Source organism: Moorena sp. SIO4G3 (genome assembly GCF_010692305.1).
GTDB classification, from domain to species: domain Bacteria; phylum Cyanobacteriota; class Cyanobacteriia; order Cyanobacteriales; family Coleofasciculaceae; genus Moorena; species Moorena producens_A.
Window position 1 is genome coordinate 1 of sequence record NZ_JAAHIG010000160.1, and the last position, 18,899, is coordinate 18,899.

At 43.1% G+C, this 18,899-nt stretch carries 13 protein-coding genes and 1 pseudogene; 6 read left to right on the forward strand and 8 right to left on the reverse strand.

Annotated elements, in window-relative coordinates; all coding sequences use genetic code 11:
* Nucleotides 1-694 precede the first annotated feature (694 nt).
* Nucleotides 695-3,484 carry a COR domain-containing protein gene (locus F6J99_RS24480; protein WP_293116161.1) on the reverse strand — a complete coding sequence of 930 codons (2,790 nt, stop codon included), beginning with the start codon at nt 3,482-3,484 and terminating at the stop codon, nt 695-697.
* Between the two features lie 1,036 nt (nt 3,485-4,520).
* On the opposite strand from F6J99_RS24480, the gene F6J99_RS24485 reads away from it, so the two are divergent.
* The gene (locus F6J99_RS24485) at nt 4,521-5,342 is read left to right on the forward strand and encodes a tetratricopeptide repeat protein (RefSeq protein WP_198954321.1); all 822 of its coding nucleotides are present in this window, start codon (nt 4,521-4,523) and stop codon (nt 5,340-5,342) included.
* A gap of 144 nt (nt 5,343-5,486) precedes the next feature.
* Here F6J99_RS24485 and F6J99_RS24490 read toward each other — a convergent pair whose 3' ends face one another.
* Nucleotides 5,487-5,888: a response regulator gene (locus tag F6J99_RS24490; RefSeq protein ID WP_070393926.1), complete on the reverse strand. Its 402-nt coding sequence runs from the start codon at nt 5,886-5,888 to the stop codon at nt 5,487-5,489.
* Between the two features lie 817 nt (nt 5,889-6,705).
* Here F6J99_RS24490 and F6J99_RS24495 point away from each other — a divergent pair.
* Entirely contained in the window at nt 6,706-9,237 is a 2,532-nt protein-coding gene (locus F6J99_RS24495) for a DNA topoisomerase (ATP-hydrolyzing) (RefSeq protein WP_293116163.1), read from the forward strand.
* Here the strand turns inward: F6J99_RS24495 and F6J99_RS24500 are convergent.
* On the reverse strand, nt 9,206-9,994 hold the full coding sequence (locus F6J99_RS24500; protein WP_365974071.1) for a response regulator transcription factor: 789 nt from the start codon (nt 9,992-9,994) through the stop codon (nt 9,206-9,208). The genes F6J99_RS24495 and F6J99_RS24500 overlap by 32 nt on opposite strands.
* 207 nt (nt 9,995-10,201) lie before the next feature.
* Here F6J99_RS24500 and F6J99_RS24505 point away from each other — a divergent pair, with 207 nt between their 5' ends.
* From F6J99_RS24505 to F6J99_RS24515, 3 genes are all read left to right on the forward strand, one after another.
* Nucleotides 10,202-11,542, forward strand: a complete 1,341-nt coding sequence (locus F6J99_RS24505; protein ID WP_293116165.1) for an adenylosuccinate synthase — start codon at nt 10,202-10,204, stop codon at nt 11,540-11,542.
* Between the two features lie 139 nt (nt 11,543-11,681).
* Nucleotides 11,682-12,281 (forward strand): 50S ribosomal protein L25/general stress protein Ctc, encoded by a 600-nt coding sequence (locus F6J99_RS24510; protein ID WP_365974073.1) that lies wholly within the window; start codon nt 11,682-11,684, stop codon nt 12,279-12,281.
* Nucleotides 12,282-12,575: 294 nt separating this feature from the next.
* Nucleotides 12,576-13,595 carry an adenosine kinase gene (locus tag F6J99_RS24515; protein WP_293116167.1) on the forward strand — a complete coding sequence of 340 codons (1,020 nt, stop codon included), beginning with the start codon at nt 12,576-12,578 and terminating at the stop codon, nt 13,593-13,595.
* 551 nt (nt 13,596-14,146) lie between these two features.
* On the opposite strand, the gene F6J99_RS24520 is transcribed toward F6J99_RS24515, so the two are convergent.
* The 4 genes and pseudogenes from F6J99_RS24520 to F6J99_RS24535 all read right to left on the reverse strand — a co-directional run bounded on the left by F6J99_RS24520 (nt 14,147) and on the right by F6J99_RS24535 (nt 16,690).
* Nucleotides 14,147-14,392: a UPF0175 family protein gene (locus F6J99_RS24520; protein ID WP_293116169.1), complete on the reverse strand. Its 246-nt coding sequence runs from the start codon at nt 14,390-14,392 to the stop codon at nt 14,147-14,149.
* A 439-nt stretch (nt 14,393-14,831) separates the two neighbouring features.
* Nucleotides 14,832-14,975 (reverse strand): annotated as a pseudogene (locus tag F6J99_RS24525) (DNA-binding protein); the annotation flags it as partial.
* Nucleotides 14,976-15,042: 67 nt separating this feature from the next.
* Nucleotides 15,043-15,474 (reverse strand): HEPN domain-containing protein, encoded by a 432-nt coding sequence (locus F6J99_RS24530; RefSeq protein ID WP_293116171.1) that lies wholly within the window; start codon nt 15,472-15,474, stop codon nt 15,043-15,045.
* A gap of 166 nt (nt 15,475-15,640) precedes the next feature.
* Complete coding sequence (locus tag F6J99_RS24535; protein WP_293116172.1) at nt 15,641-16,690, reverse strand: AAA family ATPase; 1,050 nt, start codon at nt 16,688-16,690, stop codon at nt 15,641-15,643.
* Between the two features lie 498 nt (nt 16,691-17,188).
* Between F6J99_RS24535 and F6J99_RS24540 the strand changes: the two genes are divergently transcribed.
* Complete coding sequence (locus tag F6J99_RS24540) at nt 17,189-18,112, forward strand: M20/M25/M40 family metallo-hydrolase (RefSeq protein ID WP_365974077.1); 924 nt, start codon at nt 17,189-17,191, stop codon at nt 18,110-18,112.
* A 213-nt stretch (nt 18,113-18,325) separates the two neighbouring features.
* Here the strand turns inward: F6J99_RS24540 and F6J99_RS24545 are convergent, their stop codons facing one another.
* Nucleotides 18,326-18,781 (reverse strand): hypothetical protein, encoded by a 456-nt coding sequence (locus F6J99_RS24545; RefSeq protein WP_293116174.1) that lies wholly within the window; start codon nt 18,779-18,781, stop codon nt 18,326-18,328.
* Nucleotides 18,782-18,899: the final 118 nt, after the last annotated feature.

The following is an 18,899-nucleotide window of genomic DNA, read 5'->3' on the forward strand; positions in this document are numbered from 1 at the left end:
TCTCTCGTAAAGCAGTAATCTACAGCATGCACACCCTCTATGTATTTGGTTATGCAGAGATTTGCGAGTGGAGCCCTATGGAGCCGACGGAGGTTCCAGGAGAAGTGAAGACGACAATGATGAAGTATTGGCTGTTGCCATAACACTTTAAATTTCTAGGGGGGGTTTCCCCCCTAGCAAAGGCTCCTGGTCTTATAAAATAAGATCACATCAGGTTTGGTTTGGGATCTGATTGACATGAGAATTTCAATCCACTTACTGTGGCATTGAAAAAGCCGTAGACATAATATCTACGGCTATTTTTTTTGGGGTTGCTGATTCTGGGTATGGTTTCGCCCCCCTAGCCCCCCAATTTTGGGGGGAAAAAACTCTAAAAGTCCCTCTCGGTGCGCTTTCCAATGGGCGAGTAAATCGCCCTTGGGTCGCACCGCAAAGTTGGGGGATTTAGGGGGCTTTAACAAAACCAAATGATCGAGCATTCATTCCTTGATTCAGCAACGCCATTTTTTTTCTGTTTGAAACTTGTATTTTTTGTAAGCATTCAGCCGTCAGCTTATTTTATTCAATAGCTAATAGCTGTTCGCGCAGCGTGCGCCTAGCACTTAAGCTGATAGCTGATAGCTGATAGCTGATAGCTGATAGCTGATAGCTGATGGCTGATGGCTGAATGCTTATAGCTTATCTTGTCTTTTTATCAAAATATCTTACTAATCAAGTCTGGTAATTCCTTACATATAGTAACCATATTAGCAGTAGGAGACAAAGCACCAGCAATTCTGATTAGCATTTTCATAGCCTTGTTGGCTATTTTCTTGACAGCACTATCTTCAGAATTAGTTAAAGCAGAAGCGATATCTTCAATTTGTTCTAGAGCGTCTGCTTTGTCTTCGTCATCCAAATCTTCTGCTAAGACGGCGCTTTGCAGTTTACTGAGTAATTCTTTCAGTTGTTTTTTATCAGACTCAGACTCAGTCTCAAAGCTAGGTAACTGGTTGATAGTACTGGCAACCGTACCACTAATATCACCTAAGTTAAACGCACCAACACCACTACTTGTAACTTTAGCGTTGCCAGATATGTTGCCAGATTCAGATATATTTGTATTGCGACTTTGATCATTGATATGAGTCATTAGTTTATAAAAATCTCCAGAAATATTACCGTGTTGTGCTAAAATAAAGACTGATTGTTTAATATCGCCTTTAACGTCAACTAATTTATTAATATCGTGTTGATTGTTAGATACTAACTTGTCCAAATCTATTATATCACCAAGTAAACTCCAAACATTAACCATCTGATAGCTTTTTTGACATTGAATGCTGTCTTGTTGGTCTTCTATAAATTTTAGCAATGTTTCAAAGGGATAAGAGTGTGGCGACTGACTATCTTTACACTTAGGACAATTACAAGGTATTAACTGACTATACTTCAAGCGCTGATAAGAAGCATTAATTTTATCTAGTTCGTAAGCAACTATGCTCAATAATCCCCGCTTATCTCTACCAGCAACCCTAATCTTAATCTCTCGTTTGCCGTAATATTCAACCACTTCCGCTTTGGTGTTGTCCTTAGTTAAAATGACGCCACTTTTCCAAACGTATTGTTGTTGGTCAATATAGTGGTGCATCACTACAATAAGCCGAGTGATAATACCCTTGGGCATAAAATCCGGATAAGCGTAGCGTAAAATCAGATTGTGGGATGGATTCCAATCATAGTCTGGTTGGTTATCGCTGAGGAGTTGAGGGGCGATAAAGGTATCTTTGCAATCAGGAATTTCATAACAGAGTTGGAATTTCTTCATTAGTTCTAGTAATTCCCCTCTGGTAGAGGCATACTTGTCATCTTGCCAAATACGTTTTAAATCGTTGCGGGTAAACTTTCCTTTGTTATTAATAACTTTAGGATTATCGAGCACGTTGTAAACCGCATCGGTCGCCCATTCTGGTTTAAGAATAACTATTTTATATAACAACGAATCTTCTTGCTGCTGGAAATGAAGACATACCCCTAAATCGTGGAGATATCTGCTTAACTGTAATTTATCTTCTAGTAAAGTAAATCCATTGGTTTCACAGATATCTAGATATTTATCAAGAGAGATATAATTACGGGAATCGTTTTCTAAGGCTTGACGTACCTTTACCCAAGTTTTCGGTAATGGTTGTCCCACGTGAGGTAATTTTTTAATGTAATGTTTAATCTCATCGGTAATATTTTCTAAACCTCGGTTAGTTTTGAGATTAGTAGGCAGAGTGTCTTTGAGATTGGTAAACTGTCCTCGCAAAGCGCTTTCGTTAATTTCCCTTCGGCGGTCTTGTTTCTCGTTTTTAATAATCAACAGAGGGCTATTATCACTAAATTGTTCTACACTATTGAGCCAATAATAAAAATCGGTATCTTCTTTGCGACTATCCGCAACTAAAGTATAGAGAGAACGTTTAGTCAAGAAAAACTGATGGGTAGCATGATAAATTTCTTGCCCGCCAAAATCCCAAATATTAACCTTAAATTCTCGTTCATGATCTAGAGGGAAACTCCATTTAATAACATCAATGCCTTCTGTAGACTTTTGATTGTCTTGGAGTTGGTATTGGGGGTCTTGAATTTTCTTAGCTAAACTAGTTTTGCCTGCTCCGGCCTCGCCCACAATCAATAACTTAGCTTCATAGATATAAGCTTCTCCTTCTTCCCTTAATTGTCGAAAATATTGTTGAATGCCATCTATTCCTTTACTGGCAACTTCTGGCGGTGGCACAACGAGGGGATTACCAGATAAATATAGCTCGGTTAAATTGGAGAGATTTCCAAGATATTCCGGCAGGTTAGTTAGTTGATTCTCCCATAAATATAGCCTGGTTAAATTGGATAGATTACCAAGAGATTCCGGGAGGTTGGTTAGTTGATTCCACGATAAATCTAGCTCAGTTAAATTGGATAGATTACCAAGAAATTCCGGGAGGTTGGTTAGTTGATTGTTTCCTAAATATAGCTCAGTTAAATTGGATAAATTTCCAAGAGATTCCGGGAGGTTGGTTAGTTGATTATTTCCTAAATCTAGCTCAGTTAAATTGGATAAATTTCCAAGAGATTCTGGTATACTTTTAATTTTGTTACCGCTTAAGTTTAACTGTTTAAGTTGTTTGAGTTCAAAAACTTCCTCTAGTACTGATGAATTATCTGATAAATTATCTAATAAATTACTCAAATCTAGTAGTTCAAGATTTTTTACCCTGGCTTCTCGGATTTTTTTTTGGAAGCTCTTTAAAATACTATCTTTGTTGCTAGGGGATTTTTTTTGAATACTATTGTTGGCTTCTCGAATTTTTTTTAGGAAGCGCTTTAAAATACCATCTTTGTTGCTAGGGGATTTTTTTTGAATACTATCTTTGTTGCTATAGGATGGAGAGTCTTGTGGAATACTATCTTTGTTCCTATAGGATAATAGGGAGTATCGTGTATGGAGGTCGTCGTAGTGCATATAGGAATTGTGATTTCGGTGATGTACTTTTGTGCTGGGTTATCAGCTTAAGCGCTACGCGAACAGCTATCAGCTTATGTGCTGAGGTTTATCTTAAGCTGTTCGAGTGGCATTGCTGAATGAAGGAATGAACAGGGTGTGATACCCATCAGATAAAACTATTCAACAACTTCCTCTACATGAATTTACTGTTGGTACTTATTTACTTATCTGTCCTAAAAACAAAGATTTTGCAAAATGAGAAAACTTTTTTATAGCTAAGTAAAAATACTTATGAAATCTGTCAACTTCACTCCAAGTGTTACAGCAGCTGTTCATTCCACAAAACTCTGAAAATCATTTCATGATTAAGCAAGGCTGTTGGAGTAGCGTGACCCATTCGCTTAGCGTGGCTCATAGACCAAGGTTTAAGGTCTACCCTGAGTTTTAGGGATCAGGGACTTCAGAAGAAGGCAGTCGGAAGTGGCAAACAATCCTGTGTAACTCATAGCTATGATCAGCGCTATATTATCCCTGACTAAACAAATCTATTGTAATGTTTTTTATATAAAAGTTATGTCAAGTCACTGGTTAAATGCAACCACGAGGATTTATACTTAATAACTTTTAATAACTTTGGTGAAAGAATTTTCTTCTTTGATTCAGCAATGCAAAAAGTCCGGTGTTGCATAAATGCAGGATGATTTGAATAGTTTTCTGGAATAGGCATCTTGGTAGAATAGGCATCATGGTGGAAGGAGCATCATGGTGAAATAAGCATCTTGTGTAGAATGGGCATCTTGCCCGTTTCCAACACCCCCGACTCCCGACTCCCGACTCCCGACTCCCGATTCCCGACCCCCCCACACTTACCTTGGTCAGATCCTCTAGGATGACAGATGAAGCAGGAAAGTCCTATCGTGAGGGTAAAGCTAGAGCTATATTCCTTCCGGATTACTCTCAGTAGTTGCGTAACCTGTAGATTCACATTAAGCTCATTGTTCTTTGAGGCTGTACCGTGCCTAAATCTATTCCATTACTATCTATTCTTGTTCTGATGGGTTTGATGAGTTGGTCAGCACCAGTTGCTGGACAAGCACTCATTCCCTATACCCTAAAATTGGATTCAGAGGAACTCGAACAGCAGGGCTTAACTCTGGCTCAAGAAGCCATTCAGTTAGTCCGCTTTCAACAATACGACCTGGCCTTGCCTAAGGCCAAGTTAGCGACTCAACTTGCCCCCAACACCTATCAAACCTGGTTTATCTTGGGAACCTTGTACGTACAGTCCCAGGAGTTGGATCAAGGCATTGAAGCGTTGCAAAAGTCTTACTCTCTGGCACCAGATGAAGCTGGGGTGCTGTTCACCTTGGGGTCAGCGTATTTCCAAAAAAGCGACTATAGAAAAGCGATCGCTCAGTTGAAAGCGGGTTTAAAACTCAAGCCCGATGTGCCAGAAGCCCTGTTTGACTTGGGTAACTCTTACTATATGCTCAATCAGTATCCTGAAGCAATCGATGCTTACAACAAAGCTGTTGCCCAAGACAAAAGCTTTTGGCCAGCCATTAACAATATTGGGTTGGTCAACTATGAACAAGGGGATGTGGAGAGTGCCATTAAACAATGGGAAGCAGCGATAGGGATTGATAAAGAGGCGGCAGAACCTCAACTTGCGATCGCTGTGGCTCTGTATGCCCAAGGGGATATTGAAAAGGCACTATTAATGGGAGAAGCGGCAATCCGCCTAGATAGCCGCTATGCTAATTTAGAGTTTCTTAAAGAAAACCTGTGGGGTAAGCGCCTGCTTTCTGAAACCAAAAAGTTTCTGGAAAATCCCAGAATTCAAGCCACCATTATCCAGAGTCAAGGTCTACCCTAAGTAGCTCAACTCCACCTGTCATCGGTGACTCCTAAAAATAGTGCTTGATCTCTATCAATTGCCAATAGGGGAGGGATGGCAGCCAAACATGGGCAATCATCTCAAGGGCAGTGGTTTAAGATTGGCAATTTTCAAGACAGGAATTTAATTGTCCTGGGGCAATAGAGCCATGATCTGATCAACAAACTTTTGATGGTCAACAACAGGTTTGGAGATGTAGTCATCAGCACCACTTTGCTTAAGAAAGTTTTCTCGATCCCCTTCCATCGCATGAGCAGTGACCAGAATAATTGGCAGTTGGGACGTTTCAGCATCAGCCTTAAGCATTTGGGTAATCTTAATGCCGTCTACTGATTTACCCTGATAAACACTATGAGCTAGGGAAACATCCATCAAGATAATGTCTGCCTCCCCAGCTTGGGCTATCTGCATTACTTCTTCTACATCTTCAGTATGCTTTACATTCAAACCGCCCCGCTTACTGAGAATCTTGGAAAAAACACGAGCATTAATCGGATCATCTTCGACAATCAGAACGGTTTTCATGGGTCTTGGATCAAGAGTGTCATTTTTGGCAAAAGTGTCATTTGATCATAAGTTTGACAGGGAATCTGTCATGTTGCTATTTCAAATGCAAGATGTCATCTTCTCAAGTCTACTTTTCCCAAATCCTTAGGTAACTAGTAATGTTCATTGGACTAATACAGGTGATAGGCTGCTTAATACCAGGGAAGCTGACGCTCCTGGAAAAAGCCTTCCTTAACTGCATCCAAACCTAGATTATAGTGTCTTGGGGACAGTGGGCACAAGGAATTTTAGGTGCGCCTAACTAATGCGAATTTAATTCGCCACGGGTCGCACCTGCGGGAAGCGAAGCTTCTGGCTGGGTTTTCCTTGAGCCTGTTTATTTGAGTCATGCTCATACTTTAGCTTGGCAAAACCCACCACTATCTTAAGGCGGGAAATCGGCTTTGGAACCAGATGCTCAAATTTTATGTAAGCATTCAGCCGTCAGCCGTCAGCCGTCAGCCGTCAGCCGTCAGCCGTCAGCCGTCAGCCGTCAGCCGTCAGCCGTCAGCTTATTTTATTCAATAGCTGATAGCTGATAGCTGAGAGCTGATAGCTGAGAGCTGATAGCTGATAGCTGATAGCTGAGAGCTGATAGCTGAGAGCTGATAGCTGAGAGCTGATAGCTGATAGCTGAGAGCTGATAGCTGAGAGCTGATAGCTGATAGCTGAAGAAAAAATTCTCAACTCCAGATCTTCCCTATCTTTTCGAGTACCGTAGCCTTAACGAGCGTGCAATTTCCCTATACCCTAAACCCCAACACCCTGTTGTCAATTCTGCATTGGAGGATTTTTGATGGCAAAACAGCTGAACCTACTGGAAAACAGTAATGTCATTCCCACAGCCCTACATTTGGAGATGCAACGCTCATATCTTGAATATGCCATGAGTGTGATTGTGGGGCGTGCTTTACCTGATGTCCGTGATGGGCTTAAGCCTGTACATCGACGTATCCTATATGCGATGCACGAATTAGGGTTAACCCCAGATCGACCATACCGCAAATGTGCTCGTGTGGTTGGGGATGTGTTGGGTAAATATCACCCCCACGGTGACCAAGCGGTGTATGAAGCGATGGTGCGGTTAGTCCAGGACTTTTCGACCAGGTATCCCCTCCTTGACGGTCATGGCAATTTTGGTTCGGTGGATAATGATCCACCAGCAGCCATGCGTTACACTGAAACCCGACTTTCTCCGGTGGGCGCGCAAGCCCTATTGTCAGAAATTGGGGAAGCAACCGTTGATTTTATCGACAACTTTGATAGCTCCCAGCAAGAGCCAGTGGTACTCCCGGCACAATTACCAATCTTGTTGCTCAATGGTTGCTCTGGCATTGCTGTGGGCATGGCAACCAATATTCCTCCTCACAATTTGGTAGAGATAGTAGATGGCTTGATTGCTCTGATTGACCGTCCCGATTTAGCAGATGAAAAACTCTGGAAATTAATTCCCGGACCCGATTTTCCCACTGGGGGGGAAATTGTGGCAGCTGAGGGGATTCGGGATGCCTATACTACCGGTCGTGGCAGTATACCGATTCGAGGCATCACTAAGCTTGAAACCATTCAAGTCGGTCGAGGGAAACGGGGGCAACGCAGGGCAATTGTAGTGAGTGAGTTGCCCTATCAGGTGCATAAGGCCGCCTGGATTGAAAAAGTGGCAGCGTTGGTCAATCAAGGGCGTATAGAAGGGATTAGCGATATCCGAGATGAAAGCGATCGCGAAGGGATGCGGGTGGTGGTGGAACTCAAACGAGATGCTCAGCCATCAACGGTTCTCCAGCAGTTGTATAAGCAAACCCCCCTGCAAACAAACTTTGGTGCTATCCTGCTGACCTTGGTAGATGGACAACCCCGACAACTTACCCTGCGGCAGTTGTTAGAATCATTTATTACCTTCCGAGAACAGACTCTAACCCGCCAATATACTTATGAGCAGTCCCAGAAAGAAAGACGTCTTCACCTGGTAGACGGGTTACTGGCTAGCCTGAATCAGCTGGATGCCATGATTGACATTCTCAGAAATGCTCCTGATGGTAGCACTGCTAAGCTTTCCCTGCAAAACCAGTTAAACTTAAGTGAAATCCAGGCTGACGCAATTCTGGCCATGCCCATGCGACGGCTAACTGGCTTAGAACGAGAAAAGTTAGAGACCGAGCGTGAGGAACTTTCCCAGCGCCTGGAACAGCTTCACCAATTACTCAATGATCGGCGGGAATTGCTCAAAGCCCTCAAGAAAGATTTGCGATCGCTTAAACGCAAGTACGGTGATCCTCGCCGTACCATAATAAACTCTATTGCTTCAACTGAAAAACAGCTAGAACAACCGACAACTCCTCAACCCAGGAGTAGGAAATCTGCTCAACCCCAAAAAACTCCTGATACCCTACCTAATGCTCCAACTGAGCCAGAACAAACACTTCTAGAATTTACCTCTCACGGGTATGTACAGCGGCAAAATTCCACAACACAGCCAAAATTCCCCAAGTCAATTAAACAAGGGGAGGACTTTATAGTTGAGGCTCAGCTGCTGCTCACCACACAAGAATTAATGGTAATCACTGGTTCTGGCAAAGCCTACCCAGTCAAAATTAGAGATATTCCACCAGCAGCTGGACGCAAGCAGGGCATTCCCTTGGTAAAGTTGCTGCCAAATTCGGCTCAATCAGAAACAGTTGTGGCTCACTTTAGGGTGCCAGATGACCTAGAAAAATTCACCCTAGTGTTGCTGACTCACCAAGGTAAAATTAAGCGTGTATCAGTGTCTGAGTTGACAAAACTAACGAACCGTGGTATGTTGCTTACCAAGTTCAGAAATGAAGATCAGCTACTGTATGCCAACCTGTTTACTAATACAGCTGCACAAGTGGTGGTAGCAACTAGTAATGGACGGCTGTTGCGCTTTGAGATTAATGACAAACAGTTACCCATTATGGGACGCAGCGCTCAAGGTAATCAAGCCTTACGGCTAAAGGGTAAAGAAAAGCTGGTTGGCTGTGCTGTGCTAGGGGAAGAGGAAAACCTCTTACTGGTGTCTGAGCAGGGGTATGGAAAGCGCCTCCCCGTGCAGGCGATCAGGTTGGCTAATCGGGGAGACCTGGGAACTCAAGCGCTACAGTTTAAAACCGCTAAAGATGGTTTGGTCAGCATGGTTAACGATTCCATCGCCAGTGAGGTCATGGTAGTCACTTCCGTCGGCGGTAAGCGTTTAGCTATGGAATCGGTGCCGATTTGGGGAAAAGATGGCACAGGGGATCCCATTGCCAAACTCAATCCGGAGGAAAAAATCATTAGTGTTACTCCTCTGGTTCAGCACTTAACTGTTTAACTGGTTCAGCACTTAACTGTTTAACTGGTTCAGCACTTAACTGTTTAACTGGTTCAGCACTTAACTGTTTAACTGGTTCAGCACTTAACTGTTTAAGGCGATATCCCACACTGTGAACGGTTTCAATCAAATCTCTGGGTGCGCCAGCTAATCTCAGTTTGCGCCTCAAACTTTTGATGTAAGCGTTGACCGTCTCCTCTTCGGGAGGGTTTTCAAAAGACCAGACGTGCTCGATAATTACACTACGAGTCAGTACCCGCCGACCGTTGCGCAGGAAAAATTCGAGTAAACTATACTCCTTACGGGTAAAGTGGATAAGTTGGTGATCATAGCTTACTTCATAGGTACTCGGGTCAAGACGCAAATCGCCCCACTTAAGCACTGGTGGTGCGATAGATTGACCTCGACGCAGCAGAGCCCGAATCCGCGCAAATAATTCTGGTAAGTCAACGGGCTTAACTAGATAATCATCAGCCCCTGCATCTAGACCCTTGACTTTATCATTAGTGGTATCACGACCCGTCAACATTAGAATCGGCATTTGATTGCCTTGGGCTCGCAATTTTCGACAAACACCAAAGCCATCGAGCTTGGGCAGAGTCACATCTAGGACCATCAAATCATAATCAAGCATTTGGGATTGCTGGCAAGCAATTTCGCCATTGGTAACCATATCAACCACATAACGTTGGTTGGTGAGGGCTTCGGATAAATTTTCAGCAAGGAGAATATCATCTTCCACTAACAAAATTTTCATTGAAGAAGTTTTTTTGTTAAAAATGACTGATAAGAGTACATAGGTAAAGTCTAAAAGACATTGGAGTGGCGATTCTACGTCAAGACTAACTTATGTTACTCTCGTTGCTCCAGTTTCTGGGTAGATCACCAACAGTAAAGTTGACAGCAGTCACAACCACTGTTCATAATTATCAGGTGGATAAACTTTAGCATTCAAAATAAACCCTTGGCTAACGTTGTTGTAATTGGTGCCCAGTGGGGCGATGAAGGAAAAGGCAAAATAACAGATCTGCTGAGTCGTTCAGCAGATGTAGTCGTCCGTTACCAGGGGGGCGTCAATGCTGGGCATACAGTTGTTGTTCAAGGTCAAACGTTTAAACTGCACCTGATACCTTCTGGAATTTTGTATCCGGATACAGAGTGTATTATTGGTTCCGGTACAGTTATTGACCCAGAAGTTTTAATTGCCGAACTTGACCAACTTGAAGCACTGGGCATTTCCACTAAAAATCTGCTGATTTCAAACATAGCCCATGTCACGATGCCTTATCATCGATTGATTGACCAAGCATCGGAAGAGCGCCGGGGTAGGCAGAAAATTGGTACCACGGGTCGTGGCATTGGTCCGACCTATGCGGATAAATCAGAGCGTGCTGGTATTCGGATCATTGACCTGATGGATCCGGAAGTATTGGTAGAAAAATTAACCTGGACGATTAATTATAAGAACGCTATTTTAGAGAAGCTCTATAATCTACCGCCGTTAGACCCAGCTGTTGTGATCAAGCAATACCAGGAGTATGCTGAACGGCTAGGCTCTTATGTGGTCGATAGTTCCTTGAAGATTTATGAGGCGATTGAGCAAAAACGCAATATTCTCTTTGAAGGCGCTCAAGGGACACTGCTAGATTTGGATCATGGTACCTACCCTTATGTCACCTCTTCCAATCCAGTTGCTGGCGGAGCTTGTGTGGGTGCTGGTGTAGGACCGACAATGATTGATCGGGTGATTGGTGTGGCAAAAGCTTACACAACCCGAGTCGGAGAAGGACCGTTTCCCACAGAGATCCACACTCGAGAAGGAGAGTTACTTTGTGAGCTAGGATCAGAATTTGGGACAACCACCGGTCGCCGCCGCCGTTGTGGCTGGTTTGATGCCGTCATTGGTCGCTACGCTGTTCGGATTAATGGTCTTGATTGTCTAGCGATCACCAAACTGGATGTACTCGATACCTTTGAAGAAATTAAGGTGTGCGTCGCCTATGAAATTGACGGTGAAATCAGTCGGGAATTTCCTAGCAGCACTAGCGTGTTTTCCCGATGCCAGCCTGTTTACAAAACCCTATCCGGTTGGCAAACATCTACTTCTGAATGTCGGTCTTTAGAGGATTTACCCACCGAAGCCTTGGATTATCTTAAATTCCTGGCAGAACTGATGAAAGTTCCCATTGCTGTGGTTTCCTTAGGAGCCAGCCGCGACCAGACAATTATTGTGGAAGACCCAATCCACGGTCCAAAGCGAGCACTATTGGATGCTAGCGGTACACCGATAACTTCGGGAGTTTAAGTGCGTCAGGGTGTCAGGGCGTCAAGGCGTCAGTCGGAGAGTTTAAATGTCACCAGTTTCCGATTCGATTAAACACCCTGACTTACCATTTAGGTCAGCACCTCCCTCGGTGGCGGAATCGACCGGTAGCTGACCAGTAATGGCCATTAAATTGGCTACGTTATCTCGAAGAGTTAAAGTCCTACCGATGAATGTTACTGTAGAATGTCAAAAGCGACCAGAAGGTAGTAAGCCGAGAGCCTTACGCCGTTCTGGCTTGATTCCCACCGTACTTTACGGTCACAATGGTGCAGAATCTGTATCCCTAACTATGACGGCTAAAGCAGCAGAAGACTTGCTTAAAACAGCCTCGGTGAATAATACCCTGATAGAGCTCTCTATTCCTGACCTTTCCTGGAATGGTCCAGTTCTGCTGCGGGAGATACAATCTCATCCTTGGAAAAATTCCCTGTACCACCTCAGTTTTTTCTCGGTGGCTTCTCAAAATAAAGTAGAGGTTGTTGTACCTCTGAAGCTAGTGGGAGAAGCGGTAGGAGTTAAGCAAGGTGGGGTTTTGCAGCAAAGGCTTACAACAGTAAAAGTGCAATGTCCCCCAGATAAAATTCCCGAAAGCATTGATATTGATATATCAAATTTGGAACAGGGTAAGATGTTCTACATTTACGAGTTAGTCTTGCCAGAAGGGATCCAGGTTATGGATGATCCTAAATTAAGTGTTCTTGCTATCACGTCTAAATAAAGCGTTGCAGAATACAGGTAAGCATTAAGCTATCAGCCGTGAGCTTAATCCTTACCTTAAATCCTGTTTTGTTAATTAGCGATAGAGCACTGATAATTTTCACTGATAATTTTCAATGTTCAATTTTAAATTGACGAATAATGTTCCATGATAAGTATTGAACCGAAAACAATATCATTACTTGATACAGCAATGATACAGCAATGATAGTTTGGTTATAGTTGTCTGATTAAGCCAGGGCAGAGTTAAAATTTCCCTGGCTTTTTTGTGAATGATTAGTCGGATTGGAAGAAAATGACAGAAAACTCTCAACAGTCAAGACCTATTGATGTCTTTGGTGTCGGAAATGCTTTAGTCGATATTCTGGCACTGGTGGATGATGATTTTATCCGGGAACATGACCTGAATCGAGGGGCAATGACTTTGATGGATGCCCAAAAGCAGGGTATGATTCTACAAAATCTTGAGCATGTTTCTCTGGAACTGAGCTCAGGAGGCTCCGCTGCTAATACTATGATTGCGATCGCTCAAAGTGGTGGTAAAGGCTTCTATTCCGGTAAGGTCTCTAGAGATACCAATGGGGAATTTTACCGACAAGACTTATTGAAGGCAGGGATTGACTTTGATGTGCATCCAGCTGAGCTATCTAGTGGTCCAACTGGTACCTGTGTGGTTCTAACTACCCCTGATGCTGAGCGTACTATGTGTACTCATCTGGGAGTATCTACTACTTTGGCTCCTACTGATATTGATGTAGAACGACTCAGCCAATGCAAATATAGCTACGTTGAGGGCTATCTCTGGACGGGGGATGAAACTCGGAAAGCTTGTATTGAGGCTATGGAACAGTCCAAGCTTAAAGGAGTAAAGAGTGCTTTTACCTTTTCCGACTTCTTTCTAGTAGAGAATTTTGCTGATGATTTCCGTCAGCTGATTACAGATTATTGTGATGTGGTCTTCTGTAACGCGGCTGAAGCACGCCACTTCTGTGGAGTGGAATCCTTGTCTGATTGTGCTGGTAAAATAGGCGAGTTAGTGGATACAGCTTTTATCACTGATGGTCCTAATGGTTGTTTAGTGGTTGAAAATAAAACAATTTTCGAGGTGCCTGGATTCCCAGCTAAGGCCGTGGATAGCGTAGGAGCTGGTGATGCCTTTGCGGGTGGTGTGTTGTTTGGACTCACCAATGGTTTGACCACTAAGCAAGCAGCACGTTGGGGAAACTATTTTGCTTCAAAAGTAGTACAAACTTATGGTCCACGTCTGGAGGGATCTCAGGCTGAGTCTGTCAAGGAAGTTGTTGGTAGCGATTAAGCTATTGTGCAAATGCAGCTTTCAATTGGGTGAGGTATTGCAGTACGCATTAAAGTTAGAACATTGATACAAGCAGCATAAGCTGTTTTAGTCAACGTTTAGGTGCGACCCTTGGGTCGCACCTTGTTGTTGGAGTAAGCTGTTATGGATTGAACCTCCCCATCCTAAGAGGAATGGGGATTCCCAGGCACAACCACCGTTGGTTGTTATCTCCATGGGCGTAACTTTCCCGCGCACCGTTCGCGTAGCGTGGCCATAGGCCAGGGTAGCTGAGTAGGGTCAATACCCAGTTTTTTTTGAGACCCTTACTTTTTATATTAACACTATTTGAGAGGGAAAATTCATCCCCGACCTTTGAGGACGGGGTATTCTTTTCCCTCTCAAACTCTCCCACTCTGATAAAAATGCCACAGGATTAGCGATCGCAGTTTATTGTCAGTTTTGGTAATTCTGTAATTTTTGAGAGGTTTGGCTGTCCTAAAACTAAATCGTAGTTTCTTCATTAACAGCCTCTAAAACACTGTTGTACGGTGATGTATCACTGACAATAATCACAACCTGCCCATCTCCCGCAGATTATTAATATCTTGTTCAAAATCTTCTACACCATAATGAACTGGGATTTGACGGCTTGCTAGTAGATGTTGAAAAGCAATACGATTCATCCCGGCAAATCGACTGGCTTGAGCAAGGGTAAGTTTTTCTTTTTCAAACAGCAAAACAGCAATTTCTTGTTTCATTTCAGCTTCAGTCATTCGAGTCGCGGTTAGAAGTTCATCAGTGATAATAATACTCATAGCTACAATTTTATTGATTATCTTTATGGTAAGGATGTTTAGATCTTGTAGATTGGGTTGACCCAAGGAAATCCAAGGACTCAAGACTATACTAATTTACTTCCTGCATCGCTGCTGAGAATGTCTGGAGTTTAGACTAAGTCGCTACCTCAACATGCGTTCGCGTAGCAGGATACGGTAGGGTCGATTGCCTCAAACGGTCGGCTGCACGGCGTTGTTGTGCTGCTCGTGCCAACGAGGTTGTCTCAAGGGGCTTGAAATGATTTGCCTGCCACTTTCAGTTTGCCTCCGTCGCACATCATCACAAATTGCTTGTAAGTCGTAGTTGAAAGACTTGGCATGTTCTTCAGGTGCGACCCGTGGCGAATTTAATTCGCCAACGGAAAGCGCACCTATAGAATTTTGTGGATTTCTTCGAGAATTTCATCATTCCACATCTTTATTCTCCCATTAGTTCATAAGGTGTACAAATCGTCGGTAGTTCGTATCCAGCATCAAAGCTAATTTGGGCTAATTTTTTCTGAATTTGGGCATTTGCAATATGTTTACAATTCCACGTTAGCAGATAGTCCAAGCCATAAACTTGATAAGATATCCGATACCTTGCTCCAAAATTACGCATCAACCGGATGTTAGCTCCTGTGGCGATTTTAGTGCATTGAAATAACAGTATGAATACCTTCAACAACCTGTTCAATGAAATCAACAGCATCATTAACAAGTTTCTCATTGATCGGCCATCTATTACCTAGCCCTAGTGTTGGATCTATGTCAGCTTCATGAGCAATTTTATTTCGACGATCGACGATAATGCTCAACTGTTGTTTAATCTCTGTTGCCGATTTACCCATCACATTACCAACTTCTTCCCATAATTTTTGACCTGAAATTAATCTAATTGCATCTGCTATCTTGTCTGGCTGTTGAAAGCTTTTATAGCTGTGTTTTTGTCGAATTTCATTTTCTAACCAATAGTCTAGATTTGAAGCAACATTTAAACCTTCACGCATACTTCCCAAGGAAATTTGAAAGCGAGAAAATGCCGGAGGCTCTGAGCGATTTCCACGGTAAATTTCTAGCATTTATAATCTCACTACTTCATGAATATAATAATCTAATGCACTGACAGATAGCACCAGTGTTGCTCTCAAAATGTCTGAAAGGTCGAGAGCAGATGTAGATTGTGCTTTAACAGAATTATGAACAGCTATCAAATCTCGAACACGACGGATGCTGATATGGAAGTGATCAAGCGCGGACTGCATTACAAGTTAGATTAATTACCTGATCTGCTAATCTGGAAAAAGATTTCTTAAATTGGCTTTGAGACTCTAGAGTAGTGTTTAAAGGATTGCCAAGTAGCCCAATTTGTTCAGCTGTTACATCAAATACAGGTGTTTGATTTTCTTGAGAAATAGCAATGAGGCTATTGAAATCTGATATTTTTATGAGACAGAAATCATCCCCCATTTCTTGTTCAGAATAAACTTGCTGAGGAAAAACCATGCCTTCACGGCTTAATGCTGGAAACAGTCTATCTTCAATAGCATCTTTAATCTGATCCATCCATTTCTGGAAAGCAGCAGATGGTTTTTTGTTTCTAATTCGATAATTTTGAATAATTGTTCCAAGAAAGAGAGGATTAACTTTTGGAAATGGATAATCAGCTTCCTTGAGAACTGGCAATTCACTGGCTTTCTTTGCCCACTGATTCCATTTAGGTAGAATGGTTGCCAATGAATCAATGGCCATAACGGAAAATAAATCCGGACTTGTAGGAATTATAAAGAAATCACTTGTCATCAGTAAATTCTGATTAATTGAGCTTAAGCTTGGACTCATATCAATCAGAATATAGTCAGCAGAAAATTTATTTGCTGTTTCCTCAAGAAGATAGTAAATAGAGCCAGGAAGATTCTTAAGGGTTTGAATAGAACCACTTAACTCCTGAGCAATACCTAAGGTAACTTCATACTCAGCAAGCCCAACGTGCCCTGGTAATAAAAACAAACCATCCTGTTTTTCTATTGGTATACAGTCAACTGCCTCTATCAATCTAGGTTGTGATTCAAAAGCAGGTGCTAAAGCAGCTTTTATGTGTTGATTTGTCTTGTAAACTTCTTCTAGCTCTTTCTTTGTCGAAAATCCAAGCACCATCCCAGTAAGGTTACATTGCGGGTCAGTATCCACCAGAATTACTCTTTTTCCCTTCGAGGCTAACATCCAGCCTAAGTTAAAGGTTGTTGTCGTTTTACTAACGCCACCTTTGTGATTGAAAAGAGCAATCTTGTGAACCATTTCCTTAATCCCCGATGTACAACAGCTTTTTTGGTGTTACAATGCTTTGTGCAATGCTCATTATAGCCCCTATAAACTCGGCGTTGCTGAATTAAGGAATGAATGCGCGATTATCTGGTTTTATGAAAGCCCCCTAAATCCCCCAACTTTGCGGTGCGACCCAAGGGCGATTTACTCGCCCATTGGAAAGCGCACCGAGAGGGACTTTAAGAGTTTTGTTCCCCCCAGAATTGGGGGGCTAGGGGGGCGAAACCATACCCAGAATCAGCAACGCCATAAACTCTGGGTTAATCATTAAACTGCGGAAAATGAGGGTGAGCCCTTCCCTAACTTACCCTACGCAACTACATCTACTCAGAATTAAAAACATTAGGAAGTCTCGTTATCCAGGAGAATCAAGTGTTGGCTAAAAGCCATCACTATGTAATACTGAATCTACCTGGACACGAGAAAAAATATCGGAATAGTTTAATCTAATTATATCTCATAATCAGGAATTTGGACTACAATCGGGTAGCCGCGCCCAAATACCCAGATGGTAAGATTAGTTTATTATCTTCTGATTACAGTAGTTTGGATCTAAAAGAACGTCTAATCACCCACCTAAGTCAGATAGTGCGCGGACGCGATCCGTATATCGCATCTGGGGGACATTTCTATGTCCAGGAGTACATCCGCGAAGAATTAGAACAGTGGGGAAGCGTTGAAATTCACGAGTTTCAGGTGTCGGGCAAAACCCATTATAATCTGATTCTGAATCTACCAGGAAAAGAGGCGAGACCGCAACAGTTTGCTCCGATTTTAATTGGCTCTCACTATGATGCGGTACCTGGAAGCCCAGGAGCAGATGATAATGCTACCGGTGTAGCGGTGCTATTGGAGTTAGCTAGAGCCTTTGCCACTCAAGCCCCTACACACCCAGTCCGACTAGTAGCATTTGATATGGAAGAGTATGGATTGCTCGGAAGTGCTGCCTATGCTGCCTATTTAAAGGAACAACAGCAACCCTTGCGGTTAATGCTGTCTTTGGAAATGTTAGGGTATTGCGATCGCACTCCCAATTCCCAAACCTACCCACCAGGACTAAAATACTTTTACCCCAATCAGGGGGATTTCATTGCCTTAGTAGGAAACTTGCCAACAATCCTTGATTTTAGGCATTTAGCTCGCCGTATCCGCCAAGCTGGGATCCCTTGTCAGTGCTTACCAGTACCATCACGAGGGGAAATGGTTCCTCAGACCAGACTCAGTGACCACGCTCCATTTTGGGACCAAGGTTATCGAGCGTTGATGGTAACCGATACAGCATTTCTGCGCAATCCCCATTACCATCAACCAAGCGATCGCATTGATACCCTAGATTTAGATTTTCTGACTGGTGTCTGTCGCGGCTTAATTGCTGGTGTTGGTAATCTTGTGTAGGGGAATCGGGAATCGGGAATCGGGAATCGGGAATCGGGAATCGGGAATCGGGAATCGGGAATCGGGAATCGGGAAGTTAGAATTTAGAAGTTAGAATTTAGAATTTGGAATCGGGAGTCGGGAGTGGGGAATCCGGAGTCGGGAATCGGGGAGAAGTCTTGAAAATTACTTCTTCCCGATTGCCACACTCTTCCCCTCAGCTAATCCTTGAGATTAATCACCAATGGGGTTAGCATTTCCGACAAACCTCAACAAGTCTGTCATAGTAAATGTTCCTGGTTTTTCAGAAGGAAGTATCGGCGTCCACTGGGAGCAGCGTGATAAAAATGAGTTGCGATCGCCTTCGATAAGACCAACAAATACTTCAGCCAAAATACGGCTTCCTACATCCCCCAAACGCACTCCGTTACCTTGGATTTGGGCTTCTTTGAGGATATAGTACCACAAGGGGGACTTAACATCAAAACCAAACTGGGCGGCAACATTGCCATCTTGGCCTGTGGAAATATCTTCCTTACTCAAGGGCCGGAATCCCATGCAGCGAGCCACATCTTGACCAGCGGGCAACCCAAGGTTACGACCACGCAACAGATTTCTCACCGCTAGGGAATTAGGTGGTGGAACATTAGCTGGCCGGTAAAAGAAGCCCCACATCCTGATGCGTAGCATAGGTGTGGGATGAATTTTACACAGAGTCCTTGGGATCGGGAAAGCGAGCTATTAAACTTCTAAGTACCTCAGATTGGTTCATTCCTCTCTTCTCTGCCTCTTGTGCTAATTTTTTCTT

Excerpts from the sequence above, each read along its gene's own strand:
- F6J99_RS24480 (WP_293116161.1), bottom strand. The coding sequence starts at position 3,484 with ATGCACTACGACGACCTCCATACACGATACTCCCTATTATCCTATAGG.
- F6J99_RS24485 (WP_198954321.1), top strand. The coding sequence starts at position 4,521 with ATGGGTTTGATGAGTTGGTCAGCACCAGTTGCTGGACAAGCACTCATT.
- F6J99_RS24490 (WP_070393926.1), bottom strand. The coding sequence starts at position 5,888 with ATGAAAACCGTTCTGATTGTCGAAGATGATCCGATTAATGCTCGTGTT.
- F6J99_RS24495 (WP_293116163.1), top strand. The coding sequence starts at position 6,706 with ATGGCAAAACAGCTGAACCTACTGGAAAACAGTAATGTCATTCCCACA.
- F6J99_RS24500 (WP_365974071.1), bottom strand. The coding sequence starts at position 9,994 with ATGAAAATTTTGTTAGTGGAAGATGATATTCTCCTTGCTGAAAATTTA.
- F6J99_RS24510 (WP_365974073.1), top strand. The coding sequence starts at position 11,682 with ATGGCCATTAAATTGGCTACGTTATCTCGAAGAGTTAAAGTCCTACCG.
- F6J99_RS24515 (WP_293116167.1), top strand. The coding sequence starts at position 12,576 with ATGACAGAAAACTCTCAACAGTCAAGACCTATTGATGTCTTTGGTGTC.
- F6J99_RS24520 (WP_293116169.1), bottom strand. The coding sequence starts at position 14,392 with ATGAGTATTATTATCACTGATGAACTTCTAACCGCGACTCGAATGACT.
- F6J99_RS24530 (WP_293116171.1), bottom strand. The coding sequence starts at position 15,474 with ATGCTAGAAATTTACCGTGGAAATCGCTCAGAGCCTCCGGCATTTTCT.
- F6J99_RS24535 (WP_293116172.1), bottom strand. The coding sequence starts at position 16,690 with ATGGTTCACAAGATTGCTCTTTTCAATCACAAAGGTGGCGTTAGTAAA.
- F6J99_RS24545 (WP_293116174.1), bottom strand. The coding sequence starts at position 18,781 with ATGCTACGCATCAGGATGTGGGGCTTCTTTTACCGGCCAGCTAATGTT.